Origin of the sequence: Aliiroseovarius sp. Z3, assembly GCF_029105185.1 — a bacterium.
GTDB lineage: Bacteria > Pseudomonadota > Alphaproteobacteria > Rhodobacterales > Rhodobacteraceae > Aliiroseovarius.
This window is the reverse complement of record NZ_JAFMZK010000002.1, coordinates 70,834-82,965: the sequence shown is the minus strand read 5'-3', so window position 1 is coordinate 82,965 and position 12,132 is coordinate 70,834. Positions and strand designations below refer to the sequence as shown.

The 12,132-nt window shown below is 59.1% G+C and carries 15 protein-coding genes; 10 read left to right on the top strand and 5 right to left on the bottom strand.

The window, feature by feature from the left end:
- Positions 1-64 precede the first annotated feature (64 nt).
- The gene (locus J3R80_RS03370; protein ID WP_275392349.1) at positions 65-514 is read left to right on the top strand and encodes a cytochrome c; all 450 of its coding nucleotides are present in this window, start codon (positions 65-67) and stop codon (positions 512-514) included.
- Between the two features lie 34 nt (positions 515-548).
- Here J3R80_RS03370 and J3R80_RS03365 read toward each other — a convergent pair whose 3' ends face one another.
- Positions 549-827, bottom strand: coding sequence for an I78 family peptidase inhibitor (locus J3R80_RS03365; protein ID WP_275392348.1), 279 nt, complete (start codon positions 825-827; stop codon positions 549-551).
- A 110-nt stretch (positions 828-937) separates the two neighbouring features.
- On the opposite strand from J3R80_RS03365, the gene J3R80_RS03360 reads away from it, so the two are divergent.
- The 9 genes from J3R80_RS03360 to J3R80_RS03320 all read left to right on the top strand — a co-directional run bounded on the left by J3R80_RS03360 (position 938) and on the right by J3R80_RS03320 (position 9,351).
- Positions 938-2,050, top strand: coding sequence for an S-(hydroxymethyl)glutathione dehydrogenase/class III alcohol dehydrogenase (locus J3R80_RS03360; protein ID WP_275392347.1), 1,113 nt, complete (start codon positions 938-940; stop codon positions 2,048-2,050).
- A gap of 128 nt (positions 2,051-2,178) precedes the next feature.
- Complete coding sequence (mbfA, locus tag J3R80_RS03355) at positions 2,179-3,156, top strand: iron exporter MbfA (RefSeq protein ID WP_275392346.1); 978 nt, start codon at positions 2,179-2,181, stop codon at positions 3,154-3,156.
- An 84-nt stretch (positions 3,157-3,240) separates the two neighbouring features.
- Complete coding sequence (locus J3R80_RS03350; protein WP_275392345.1) at positions 3,241-3,558, top strand: cupin domain-containing protein; 318 nt, start codon at positions 3,241-3,243, stop codon at positions 3,556-3,558.
- A gap of 65 nt (positions 3,559-3,623) precedes the next feature.
- The gene (locus tag J3R80_RS03345; protein WP_275392344.1) at positions 3,624-4,550 is read left to right on the top strand and encodes an AEC family transporter; all 927 of its coding nucleotides are present in this window, start codon (positions 3,624-3,626) and stop codon (positions 4,548-4,550) included.
- Positions 4,547-5,659: an NnrS family protein gene (locus J3R80_RS03340; protein WP_275392343.1), complete on the top strand. Its 1,113-nt coding sequence runs from the start codon at positions 4,547-4,549 to the stop codon at positions 5,657-5,659. Before J3R80_RS03345 ends, J3R80_RS03340 begins: the two co-directional genes overlap by 4 nt.
- Positions 5,660-5,693: 34 nt before the next feature.
- Entirely contained in the window at positions 5,694-6,527 is an 834-nt protein-coding gene (gene fghA, locus J3R80_RS03335; RefSeq protein ID WP_275392342.1) for an S-formylglutathione hydrolase, read from the top strand.
- 6 nt (positions 6,528-6,533) lie between these two features.
- On the top strand, positions 6,534-6,983 hold the full coding sequence (locus tag J3R80_RS03330; protein WP_275392341.1) for a YaiI/YqxD family protein: 450 nt from the start codon (positions 6,534-6,536) through the stop codon (positions 6,981-6,983).
- A 325-nt stretch (positions 6,984-7,308) separates the two neighbouring features.
- Positions 7,309-8,163, top strand: coding sequence for a 3-mercaptopyruvate sulfurtransferase (gene sseA / locus J3R80_RS03325; protein ID WP_275392340.1), 855 nt, complete (start codon positions 7,309-7,311; stop codon positions 8,161-8,163).
- 3 nt (positions 8,164-8,166) lie between these two features.
- Positions 8,167-9,351: an amino acid aminotransferase gene (locus tag J3R80_RS03320; RefSeq protein ID WP_275392339.1), complete on the top strand. Its 1,185-nt coding sequence runs from the start codon at positions 8,167-8,169 to the stop codon at positions 9,349-9,351.
- Positions 9,352-9,386: 35 nt separating this feature from the next.
- Here J3R80_RS03320 and J3R80_RS03315 read toward each other — a convergent pair whose 3' ends face one another.
- From J3R80_RS03315 to J3R80_RS03300, 4 genes are all read right to left on the bottom strand, one after another.
- Complete coding sequence (locus J3R80_RS03315; protein WP_275392338.1) at positions 9,387-9,797, bottom strand: SRPBCC domain-containing protein; 411 nt, start codon at positions 9,795-9,797, stop codon at positions 9,387-9,389.
- A gap of 39 nt (positions 9,798-9,836) precedes the next feature.
- Complete coding sequence (locus tag J3R80_RS03310) at positions 9,837-10,229, bottom strand: DUF1801 domain-containing protein (RefSeq protein WP_275392337.1); 393 nt, start codon at positions 10,227-10,229, stop codon at positions 9,837-9,839.
- A 152-nt stretch (positions 10,230-10,381) separates the two neighbouring features.
- Positions 10,382-11,701 carry an ammonium transporter gene (gene amt / locus J3R80_RS03305; protein WP_275392336.1) on the bottom strand — a complete coding sequence of 440 codons (1,320 nt, stop codon included), beginning with the start codon at positions 11,699-11,701 and terminating at the stop codon, positions 10,382-10,384.
- 14 nt (positions 11,702-11,715) lie between these two features.
- Positions 11,716-12,054: a P-II family nitrogen regulator gene (locus tag J3R80_RS03300; RefSeq protein ID WP_275392335.1), complete on the bottom strand. Its 339-nt coding sequence runs from the start codon at positions 12,052-12,054 to the stop codon at positions 11,716-11,718.
- Positions 12,055-12,132: the final 78 nt, after the last annotated feature.

Genomic DNA, 12,132 nt, shown 5'->3' with positions numbered 1-12,132 from the left:
GTCATTTTCCTTTTTCAATTCAGGGCATAAGATTGCCGCACACTGACAACCCGAAAGGCCTTCCATGACGTTTCTCAAGCCCGCTTTACTTGCCCTGACAATCAGCATTCCGTTCTCGTCCCCGCTGTTTGCCCATTCCGATGTTAAGAACCCGGTCGTGATGGAGCGTATGAAAACGATGGAGGCCATCAGAGACGGGATGAAAACGCTGGGCGACATGGCAAAGGGCAAGGTCATGTTTGATGCCGACAAGGCCACCGCCGCAGCAGCCACGATAGCCGAGCATGGCGAACTGGTTCCCGGGAAGTTTGAAGCCGAAGAGATGGATCCGGCCTCGGAAGCTCTGCCTGCGATCTGGGACAACTTCGATGATTTCGTGCAAAGATCCGAAGATATGGTGCAGGCCGCAAAATCCGTCGGCACGATTGGCGACGAGGCCGCCCTAGGGGCTGCACTGGGGCAGATCGGTGGCACCTGCCAGGCCTGTCATCGTGACTATCGTCAGCAAAATTGAACGCGCGGCGCTCGGCATACCGGCGCCTTTGAGTTTATGAACACCAGACCCGATTGATGATCCCATCCTCATCAATCGAGATGTTCAGCCGATCGGGCCGATAGTCCTGCGTCAGGGCCATACCCGGTTTCACCACACGGGTCGCAGCCGGCAGATTCACTGTGCGCAGTGTTGCGGCATCCTGACCAACCAGCTCGCGGAATTGGTCCTGGCCACAGCTGGGAATAAACGTGTCCGGCGCTGGGGCTGGCGGGGCTGCCGCCAGACATCCAGCCAACGCCAAGGTTACAGTGAAGATCGCGACTAACTTCATATGCCTATTTGCGCCGCAATGTCGTGACATGGCAAGAGGGGGTCGCACCAAGGTTGAAAAACCCGCGCCGTTCCCGCAACCTGCCACCAACACAAAACAGGAGAGACGCCATGCGCACCCGTGCCGCCGTAGCCGTTGAAGCCGGCAAACCGCTTGAGATCATGGAGGTGAACCTTGACGGCCCGAAAGCGGGCGAGGTTCTGGTCGAGATCAAGGCAACAGGCATTTGCCATACTGACGAGTTTACCTTGTCCGGCGCGGATCCCGAAGGGTTGTTCCCCGCGATCCTGGGCCATGAAGGCGCAGGCGTGGTGGTCGAGGTCGGTCCCGGTGTCACCTCGCTTGAGGTCGGCGATCACGTGATTCCGCTTTACACCCCCGAATGTCGTGAATGCGAATACTGTCTGAACCCCAAGACCAACCTGTGTCAGTCGATCCGCTCGACCCAGGGTCAGGGGCTGATGCCTGACGGGACCAGCCGTTTCTCGATGCTGGATGGCACACCGATCCTGCATTACATGGGTTGCTCGACCTTCGCCAATCACACGGTCCTGCCCGAGATTGCACTGGCCAAAGTGCGCAAGGACGCGCCCTTCGACAAGATTTGTTATATCGGTTGCGGCGTGACCACAGGCATTGGCGCGGTGATCAACACCGCAAAGGTCGAGATCGGATCAACAGCGATCGTGTTCGGTCTGGGCGGCATTGGTCTGAACGTGTTGCAGGGCTTGCGTCTGGCCGGGGCGGACCAGATCGTCGGTGTGGACCTGAACGATTCCAAGGTCGATATGGCCAAACGGTTTGGCATGACCCATTTCGTGAACCCATCGAAGGTCGACGGTGATCTGGTTGCCCACTTGGTCGAGCTGACCGGCGGCGGCGCGGATTACACCTTTGACGCCACCGGCAATGTGGGCGTGATGCGCACTGCACTTGAAAGCGCACATAAGGGTTGGGGCGAAAGCGTCATCATCGGCGTGGCCCCAGCAGGCGCCGAGATTTCCACCCGCCCCTTCCAGCTGGTCACAGGGCGCGTCTGGCGCGGAACCGCCTTTGGTGGCGCGCGCGGGCGCACCGACGTGCCGCAGATCGTCGACTGGTACATGGACGGCAAGATCGAGATCGACCCGATGATCACCCACACCATGGGGTTGGACGACATCAACAAAGGGTTCGACCTGATGCATGAGGGCAAAAGCATCCGCAGCGTTGTTCTTTACTGACGCGCGTTTTCCCCACACGGTGAACAGCGGGGCAGGTGGTGCAAAATCACCTGCCCCGCGCCAATTTGCAGGCTTGCGCTGACATCGAAAATCCCTAGATTAGAACCATTCTAAAACAGGAGCTTTCCATGCTGTCCGGCACCCTTAACCGTCGTCGCTTCTCGGATTTGTCCGAACAGGAGATACTTGCCCTTGCGATTTCGAACGAGGAAGACGATGCGCGCATTTATCGCCAGTATGCCGAAATTCTGCGAATAGACTTCCCTGCCTCGGCCAAGGTGTTCGATGGCATGGCAGAAGAAGAAGACGGGCATCGAAGGTTGCTGATCGACGCGCACAAGGCACGGTTCGGGGATGTGATCCCGTTGATCCGCCGCGAACATGTCGCGGGGTTCTATGCCCGCCGCCCGGTCTGGCTGGTCGAGAACCTTGGCCTTGAAACCATCCGTGGTGAGGCGCGCGAAATGGAGCGTCAGGCCGAGCAGTTCTATCGCAAGGCCGCCGATCGCACCGCTGACGCGAACATCCGAAAGCTCTTGGGTGATCTGGCCGCCGCCGAGGCCGATCACGGCAATGCTGCGGGTCAGCTGGAAGCAGATCACCTGAGCGGTGACGCCCGGTCGGAAGAGGATGCAGACGCACACCGCCAGTTTGTTCTGACATGGGTGCAACCGGGCCTTGCGGGCCTGATGGACGGATCGGTCTCGACCCTGGCGCCGATCTTTGCCACCGCCTTTGCCACGCAGGACACGCATACGACCTTCCTTGTCGGTCTGGCCGCCAGCGTCGGCGCAGGCATCTCGATGGGCTTTACAGAAGCCGCATCAGATGATGGTGAATTGTCAGGGCGCGGCAGCCCGGTCAAACGCGGTTTTGCCTCGGGCATCATGACCATGCTGGGCGGGTTGGGGCACGCCCTGCCCTATCTGATCACCGATTTCTGGACCGCGACCACCATCGCCATTCTGGTCGTCTTCGTCGAGCTTTGGGCGATTGTCTGGATACAGAACCGCTTTATGCAAACCCCGTTCATGCGGGCGACTTTGCAGGTGGTCGTTGGCGGCGCGCTGGTCTTTGCCGCAGGCGCCATCATCGGCGGCGGATAAGCTGGCCTGACCCGGGCCGCGCGTCTGGAGATACGCAAACCGCAAAGCCCCGGGCAGTCTGCCACCCAAAAAAAAGAGGCCGACATGTGCAGCACATCAAGCGGAACTGCGACCGGAACCGTTCTTCTGGAAAACGCCCGGATGCGGGTCACCGAATGGCGTTTTGCAGCACGCGGCGACAATACTGGATGGCATCGGCACGCGTATGACTATCTTGTCATCCCGCTGTTTGACGGTGTGCTGGACATCGACCTGCCCGATGGAACACGGGTGCAGGCAAACCTGAAAAACGGCATCCCCTATGACAGGCAAGCAGGCGTCGAACATGACGTGATCAGCGCCAATGATTTCGAATGCGCGTTTATCGAGGTCGAGTTGCTGGAGCCTGCCCAAACGCTTTAAGCAACGCATGGTCATGGCAAAACCCGCGTGCTAAAGCGTTTGCAAAACGCTTTGGGGATTGGCGCATGATCGACGTTCTGTTGCAGACACTGCCCTTCTTTGCCGTCATCGGATTGGGGTTCGGGGCAGCGGCGCGCGGCTTTTTCCCGCCCGAGGCCACGGCCTATCTGACGCGTTTTGTGTTCTACTTCGCGCTTTCCGCCATGCTCTTCCGGTTCTCGGCCAATCTTGGTCTGTCCGAAGTCGTCAGTTGGCCGTTCATCTGGGCCTACGCAATAGGCGGCGGGGTGGTTTATCTGCTTGCAACCGCCGTTGCTTTGTTTCGCAAGCGCGGGTTGGAGGAGGCTGCCGTCGAAGCGCAATGCGCCGTCATTGGCAATACGGGGTTTCTGGGGGTGCCAATGCTGGCGCTTCTGATGGGCGAAGCGGCTGTAGGGCCGGTAATGCTGGTCTTGGCGGTCGATCTATTCCTGTTCGGCAGCCTGATCGTCATCCTGATCACCGGATCGCGTGATGGGCGGATCAGCCCGGCGGTATTGGGCACGGTGGGCAAGGGGTTGATCACCAACCCGATGATTGTCTCGATGGCGCTTGGATTTGCGTGGGCGGCATCTGGCTGGCCCCTACCCGAGCCGTTTAGCCGGTTTCTGGACCTTTTGGCGGGTGCTTCGACCCCCGGCGCCCTGTTCGCCATTGGCGCCTCGCTTGCCGCCAAATCCGCCGAACGGATCAGCGTCGCAACGTGGTTGTCATTCGCAAAGCTGATCCTGCACCCGCTTGCGGTCGGCGTTCTGGCATTTCTTGTGTTTCCCGTTGACCGGTTCTCGGCCAGTGTGATGGTCGCCGCTGCGGGGCTTCCGGTTGCGGGCAATGTCTATATTCTGGCCCAGCACTACGGCGTTGCGCCGCAGCGCGTCTCGGCAGCAATCCTGATATCGACAAGCGCATCGATTCTGACCGTTTCTGCCATTCTCGCCTGGTTGTCCCCATGATCCTTCTTACCGGCGCTTATCGCCCTTTCTTTCCCTTCGCGGCGCTGTTCGCCGGAACCGCCATTCCGATCTGGCTGATCTATCATGCCGGAGTGGTTGACCGCATGAACGATCCGCTCTTGTGGCACCAGCACGAGATGCTGTGGGGCTATGTGCCAGCCGCAATCGCGGGGTTCCTGTTTACCGCGATCCCGAACTGGACGGGTCGTCCGGCCTTGGGGCCGAAATCCGTGGCCGGGCTGTTTGCCCTGTGGCTGACCGCGCGGATTGCCTTGTTCGCCGCGCCAGAAGGCGCGTTGTCGCACACCGTGGCCTTAGCGTTTCTGCCGATTGTTGCGCTGCTGGCACTGCGTGATCTGATTGCCGCACGAAATCGGCGCAACTATGTCGTTGCTGGTGTCGTGCTTGCCCTTGGCTTGGCACAAGCCGTGTTTCTGATGTCAGATGCTCAGCTTGGTCTGACCATGGGATTTGCGTTGACCTTTGTCCTGATGGTTCATATCGGCGGGCGCGTGACCCCGGCGTTCAGCCGCAATTGGCTGAAAAAACGTGGGGACGCGAACCTGCCCGCTCCATTCGGCCCTGTTGATCAAGCCGCGATCGGCCTTGGGGTGATAACGGCGGCCAGCTGGATCGTGTTCGACACGGGTGCAGTCACCGGCCTATTGGCGGCCTTGGCTGCTGTTGCTCTTGGGGTGCGCCTGTCGCGCTGGCGGGGCTTTGCCGTCACGCAGGAGCCGCTTTTGTTCGCGCAACATGCCGGATACGCATGGCTTCCACTGTCGATGGCTTTGCTGGCGCTGACCTCGCTGACCGATCTTGCCAATATCGGTCAGGTGCATCACGCGCTCGGGGCCGGAGCCATCGGCTCGATCACCATGATCGTAATGCTGCGCGCCATATTGGGCCATTCGGGCCGCCCGATCGAAGGCACCCGCTTTGACCGCACCTACCTGAACTTTGTGCATATCGGCGCGGTGCTTCGTGTCACCGCCGACTGGACCGGCGATCCCACACATTTCTATCATCTAGGGGGCGTATTCTGGTCGGTTGCAATGATCTGCTTTTTCATCCGCGTATTCCCCATTGCGCTGGCACCGCGTGTCTAGTTAGCTCGGACCACAGATCAGGAAGGAGAGACAGATGGAAACGTTATCGGAAAACGCTTGTTTCGGAGGGACGCAAGGCGTCTACAAACATGCGTCGAAGGCGACCGGCACGGATATGACCTTTGGTCTGTTCACTCCCGTTGAGGCGCAGGATGGCCCTGTCCCCATCCTGTGGTATCTGTCGGGCCTGACCTGCACCCACGAAAACGCCATGACCAAGGCGGGCGCGCAATGCTGGGCGGCTGAGCATGGGATCGCCCTGATCTTTCCCGACACCAGCCCGCGTGGCGATCATGTGGCGGATGACGACGCTTATGATCTGGGCAAGGGCGCAGGCTTCTACCTGAACGCCACGCAAGACCCTTGGGCCGCGAACTTCCAGATGTGGGATTACATCACCGAAGACCTGCCCGGGCTGGTCTTCGATCACTTCGCGCTGGACCCGGAACGTCAGGGCATCACCGGGCATTCGATGGGCGGGCATGGAGCATTGACCATCGCAATGACCCTGCCCGAGCAGTTTCGGTCTGTCTCGGCTTTCTCGCCGATCTGCAATCCAACCGCGTCCGACTGGGGCCGCAAGCAGCTTGAGGCCTATTTGGGCGACGAAGAAGATGCCGGTTGGCTGGCCCATGACGCAAGTCACTTGATGAGCCAGCGCGGATTTGACGGACCGATGCTGATCGACACCGGCACGAAGGATCAGTTCATCGACCTTCTGCGCCCCGAAACGCTGGCCTATGCCATTGCCAGTCAGCGCCAACAGGCCGTGTTCCGTATGCAGCCGGGATATGACCACAGCTATTTCTTCGTGTCGACATTCATGGAAGAGCATATCGGTTTCCACGCCGAAGCGCTCTGGGCCTGATCTGGCATGGTGGTCTATGTCGATGCCGACGCCTGTCCGGTGAAAGCCGAAGCAGAAGCCGTGGCGACCCGGCACAAGACCAAGATTCTTTTTGTCTCCAATGGTGGTTTGCGCCCGTCGCAGAACCCACTGGTTGAGATGATCTATGTCCCCGATGGCCCCGACGTGGCCGATATGTGGATCGCCGAGCGCGCGGGGCCATCGGATGTGGTCGTGACAGACGACATCCCCCTTGCCGCCAAATGTGTCGAAGCCGGGGCGCAGGTCTTGCGTCATTCCGGCGAAAGGTTCACCGAAAGCAATGTCCGAGAACAACTGGCGATGCGGGACCTGATGTCAGACCTGCGCGCTGCCGATCCGTTTCGACAAGGTGGCGGGAAAGCCTTCTCAAAAACTGATCGCGCACGGTTTCGCGAGGCTTTGGACATGGCGTTGCGCCGCGTTTCTTCTACTTAGGCGATAGACGAATTTAGAAACAATACCAGACGGTAAGGGGAGTCGCAGACTGCGTTTCCCCTTATGTCCCCCCCACAAGTGATGTTTCATGAACATGACCAAAGGCGCTGTCCGATGGGGCGATCCAACGCACCCCGCCGGCACATTTGCCAACTGGCCTGACTAGAACGCGAGATAAGGCAAGAAGACATTTTGTATAACGAGTGACAGGGAAGGCTTCGGCCTTCCCTTTTTTCATATGCTTCCACCATGTTTGCGCGCTCAGTCTTGCGTATCCACGCCCTGCACACTAGGCAGTTATGGCAAACTGACCGGAGGGAAAGTCATGCCGCATAGCGACCCGAAAACGCTGGTTTCAACCGACTGGCTTGCCAGGCATCTAAAAGACCCGGACCTGCGCGTCATCGACGCCAGCTGGTATATGCCGGATATGAACCGCGACGCGCGGGCCGAATATGATGCGGCCCACATCCCCGGCGCACGTTACTTCGACATCGACGAAATCGCAGACCTGCGGTCCGACCTGCCACACATGATGCCCCCCGTTGAAAAATTCATGTCCCGCGTCCGCGCCATGGGCATTGGCGATGGCCACCAGATTGTCGTTTATGACGGGATGGGACTGTTCTCTGCGGCGCGCGTCTGGTGGATGTTCCGGCTGATGGGACACAAAGATATTGCCGTTTTGGACGGTGGTTTCCCGAAATGGCAGGCCGAGGGACACCCGATCGAAGATCTGCCCCCGGTCGTCCGTGACCGCCACATGACCGTTACGCGGCAGGCGCATATGGTGAAAGATGTCACGCAGGTCGCCGCTGCGTCGAAATTGGGCGATCACCAGATCATCGACGCCCGGTCTGCCGAACGGTTCCGCGGTGACGCGCCAGAACCGCGCGAAGGGCTGCGGTCGGGCCATATCCCGAACTCCAGGAACGTGCCGTTCGGCACCTTGCTGAACGATGACGGAACCATGAAATCCCCGGATGAGATGCGCAGCATCTTTGAAACATCGGGGGTGGATTTGCAAAAGCCCGCAATCCTGAGCTGTGGATCAGGGGTAACCGCTGCGATCCTTGCGCTGGCGCTGGAGCGAATGGGCCATGACCGCCATGCCGTTTACGACGGCAGCTGGGCCGAATGGGGCATGTATAACGACCTGAAAGTCGAAACCGGAGAGTAAAAGATGTTCAACAATTTGAACCCTCAGCCCAAAGACAAGATCATCGCATTGATGAGCCAATTCCGCGAAGACCCGCGGGAAGGTAAAATCGACCTTGGTGTGGGTGTTTACAAAAATGCGCAAGGCGTCACACCAGTCATGCGCGCTGTGAAAGCGGCGGAAAAGGTCTTGTGGGATCTTGAAAGCACGAAATCCTATACGGGGCTGGCCGGTGATCCGGCCTATGGTCGCGCCCTGTCCAGTTTGGTGTTGGGCGACAGCGTTGCAACGGACCGGCTTGCCATGGCCGCCCAACCCGGCGGCACCGGCGCGATCCACCAGGCGGTCGAGCTGATCAAGATGGCCTCGCCCGACGCGACGATCTGGCTGTCGGCACCCACGTGGCCAAACCACCCGTCGATCATCAAGCATTTTGGCATGAACATGGCCGAGTACCGCTATTTCGACAACGAAAGCCGAGCGGTCGATTTCGACGGGATGATGGAAGACCTGAAGGGCATCAAGGCGGGCGACGCGGTGCTGCTGCACGGCTGCTGCCACAACCCGACCGGCGCGAACCTGACCCTGCCGCAGTGGAAAGAGGTCGCCGCCCTGATCGTTGAGAAAGGCGCGACCCCACTGATCGACATCGCCTATCAGGGCTTTGGCGACGGTCTGGAAGAAGACGCCGCGGGCGTGCGCCTGATCGCGCAATCTGTGCCCGAGGCGCTGATCGCCGCAAGTTGTTCGAAAAACTTCGGCATCTACCGCGAACGCACGGGCCTTCTGGTGGGTATCTCGGAAACAGCCGAACAGGCGGACATCACCCAGCAGAACCTGACCCACCTGAACCGCCAGAACTTCAGCTTCCCGCCCGATCACGGCGCGCGTCTTGTGACCATGATCCTTGAGGATGAAGGCTTGAAGGCCGACTGGATGGCCGAGTTGGAAGAGGTCCGGTCAGGCATGTTGAACCTGCGTGAACAACTGGCTGGAGAGCTACGCGCCCGCACGGGCTCGGACCGCTTCGGCTTCATCGCCGACCATCGCGGCATGTTCTCGCGCCTCGGCGCCACGCCCGAACAGGTCGAGGCCCTGCGCGTGGATCACGGCATCTACATGGTCGGAGACTCGCGCATGAACATCGCAGGTCTGAACGAAGAGACCGTGCCGATCTTGGCAAAAGCGATTGCGAAGGTTGGGGTTTAGGCCCTCAAAAGGCCCCGGCCTGAGCGCCGGGGCGTCTAGTGCTCAGACGCTTCAACGAAGCGTTTAAAATTATCCAGAATCGCCTGCCAACCGGCGCGCTGCATATCGACAGAATTGGACTCTTCAGCCTCGAACGTTTCGCGTATATGGGTGTTCTGACCATTCTGGGAAAACTCTACACGCAGTTTGCGCCCACCAAATTCCGCCTCTAGCAATGTCGGTTTTTCGACGCATGTGTAGACGCCGGCGAAGTCGAAACCCATCGATCCATCTTTGGCTTCCATCCGGCTGCTAAACTCTCCGCCCTCGCGTAAGTCGACACGGGAGGTTGTAGTGTGCCAATCCTCCGATGCGGTGTTCCACTGCATAATCGCATCCGGTGTGGTCCAGGCCACCCAGACTACGTCGATGGGAGCGTTGATCGTAGTTTCAATGGTGATGTCCATTGTGGACCTCTCCTTGGCAGACGTCGCATATCGGCCCGGCTAGACCAATCGCTCCAACCGCCCCTTTCGCCTCACGATGTTTTTGTAATCCCATTGGATCGCCCGCGACTCGGTCAGCCAATTTTCCAGCAATGCGTCATCTATTTGATCTGGGGCCGTGTATCGCATTTCTGCAGCCTTGAACGAGCCTTCCGGGTGCAGTCCAGCCGTGTCAAATGACTGACCGCTCCAGAACAGCAAGCGCACACAATTCTTCAGCTTGCTATAGCCAACAATTGGGTTGCTGTTTAGAAACCATACGGGATGGGCGTGCCAAATTTTGCTTTCTGCTTCAGGCAGATACCGGTCAATTGCATCGCGAAGCACTGTACAGATCCGGGCATCTGTTTCATCGAACGGGCTGCTATAAGCTTCAATTGGATCTTGTTCCATTTGTTTCAGGATATCACAGGTCCTCCCCCAGACAAACATCCGCCACCAATGCAAAGAAAAAGGGAGCCTTCCAGCCCCCTTTTCCACCCTGTTGGCCTTGGCATTTGCGCGGCCAGCGTGTGCCGGGGGTTTGTCCCCCGGCGGTTATTTTCTTACCCGTTGGTGAATTCGGGATAGGCTTCCATCCCCAGTTCAGCCATGTCGAGGCCGTTGACTTCTTCCTCTTCGCCGACCCGCAGGCCCATAGTGGCCTTGATGACCGAGAAGACGATGAAGCTGACCACGAAGACGAAGATGCCGATGGCCAGGAAGCCCATGATCTGGGTGCCAAAGCTGGCGTCAGTGTTGGTCCATGCGACGATGAACGTCCCCCAGAAGCCTGCAACCAAGTGAACCGGGATGGCACCAACCACGTCGTCGATCTTCAGCTTGTCCAGCAGCGGAACCACGAAGACCACGATTGCGCCACCGATGCCGCCGATGATCAGCGATTGGAACAGCGAGGGTGCCAGCGGTTCAGCAGTGATCGAGACCAGACCAGCCAGTGCGCCGTTCAGGGTCATCGTCAGGTCGACCTTTTTGAACATCAGCTGCGTCATGATCATCGCAACAACGGCACCTGCAGCAGCAGCCATGTTGGTGTTGGCGAAGATACGTGCCACGTCCGAAACGTCCGAGATGGTGCCCATAGCCAGCTGCGATCCGCCATTGAAGCCGAACCAACCCAGCCACAGGATGAACGTACCCAGCGTCGCCAGCGGCAGGTTCGAACCCGGCATGGGAACGGTGCGGCCGTCTTTATACTTGCCGATACGCGGTCCCAGGATCAGAGCACCCGCCAGGGCAGCGAAGCCACCCGCAGCGTGCACCAGCGTCGAACCCGCAAAGTCCGAGAAGCCAGCTTCCGACAACCAGCCGCCGCCCCACTGCCAGCTTGCCTCAATGGGATAAATGAAGCCGGTCAGGACAACAACGAAGGCCAGGAAGGGCCACAGTTTGATACGTTCAGCCAGCGTACCCGATACGATCGAGGCGGTGGTGGCACAGAACATCAGCTGGAAGAAAAAGTCCGATGCGCCCGAGGCATAGCCGACGTCTACGGCATCAGCAGCAACGCCAACCGGATCAAGCGAGGTCACGGCGAAGAACGGACCCAGCCAACCTTCGATCAGCCAGTCGCTGGGATACATTATCCCGTAGCCTGCCAACCAGTACATGATCGCGGCGATGGAAAACAGCGCGATGTTCTTGGTCAGCTGCATGGTCACGTTCTTGGAACGTACAAGACCAGCTTCCAGCATGGCAAAGCCTGCGGCCATCCAGAACACCAGGAAGCCACCCACAAGGAACAGAACCGAGGTCAGAATAAAGCCCGTGTGCGGCGCAGCTTCGCCGGTTGCTTCTTGCGCCAGGGCCAGCCCCGGCAATGCGGCCAACAGGGCCGTCGAAATCAACAGTTTGCGTGTCATCATCTGTCCTTTCACGCTTATACGGCGTCTGCGCCGGTTTCGCCGGTGCGCACGCGCATGGCGTCCGACACGTCGAGGGTGAAGATCTTGCCGTCCCCGATTTTCCCGGTATGCGCAGCCTTCGCGATGGTCTCGACGACATCTGCCGCCAGATCATCTGCGACAACGACTTCGATTTTTACTTTCGGCAGGAAGTTCACGGCGTATTCCGCGCCACGGTAAATCTCGGTATGGCCTGACTGCGCGCCGAAGCCCTTGATTTCGGAAACCATCATGCCGGTCACCCCCACCGAGGTCAGCGCCTCGCGGACCTCTTCGAGCTTGAACGGCTTGATCGCTGCTATGATCAGTTTCACGATCTTGTCCTTTCTTAATCGCTGCGGAACCTTGCGTGGTGCAAATCCGCTCGACTCAATTCAAAGAAGGAACAGCAC

Bases quoted from the DNA above. Each gene is read 5' to 3' on its own strand.
- J3R80_RS03350 (WP_275392345.1), top strand. From the start codon at position 3,241: ATGTGCAGCACATCAAGCGGAACTGCGACCGGAACCGTTCTTCTGGAA.
- J3R80_RS03365 (WP_275392348.1), bottom strand. From the start codon at position 827: ATGAAGTTAGTCGCGATCTTCACTGTAACCTTGGCGTTGGCTGGATGT.
- sseA (WP_275392340.1), top strand. From the start codon at position 7,309: ATGCCGCATAGCGACCCGAAAACGCTGGTTTCAACCGACTGGCTTGCC.
- J3R80_RS03330 (WP_275392341.1), top strand. From the start codon at position 6,534: ATGGTGGTCTATGTCGATGCCGACGCCTGTCCGGTGAAAGCCGAAGCA.
- J3R80_RS03340 (WP_275392343.1), top strand. From the start codon at position 4,547: ATGATCCTTCTTACCGGCGCTTATCGCCCTTTCTTTCCCTTCGCGGCG.
- J3R80_RS03345 (WP_275392344.1), top strand. From the start codon at position 3,624: ATGATCGACGTTCTGTTGCAGACACTGCCCTTCTTTGCCGTCATCGGA.
- amt (WP_275392336.1), bottom strand. From the start codon at position 11,701: ATGATGACACGCAAACTGTTGATTTCGACGGCCCTGTTGGCCGCATTG.
- fghA (WP_275392342.1), top strand. From the start codon at position 5,694: ATGGAAACGTTATCGGAAAACGCTTGTTTCGGAGGGACGCAAGGCGTC.
- J3R80_RS03310 (WP_275392337.1), bottom strand. From the start codon at position 10,229: ATGGAACAAGATCCAATTGAAGCTTATAGCAGCCCGTTCGATGAAACA.
- mbfA (WP_275392346.1), top strand. From the start codon at position 2,179: ATGCTGTCCGGCACCCTTAACCGTCGTCGCTTCTCGGATTTGTCCGAA.
- J3R80_RS03370 (WP_275392349.1), top strand. From the start codon at position 65: ATGACGTTTCTCAAGCCCGCTTTACTTGCCCTGACAATCAGCATTCCG.
- J3R80_RS03360 (WP_275392347.1), top strand. From the start codon at position 938: ATGCGCACCCGTGCCGCCGTAGCCGTTGAAGCCGGCAAACCGCTTGAG.
- J3R80_RS03320 (WP_275392339.1), top strand. From the start codon at position 8,167: ATGTTCAACAATTTGAACCCTCAGCCCAAAGACAAGATCATCGCATTG.
- J3R80_RS03315 (WP_275392338.1), bottom strand. From the start codon at position 9,797: ATGGACATCACCATTGAAACTACGATCAACGCTCCCATCGACGTAGTC.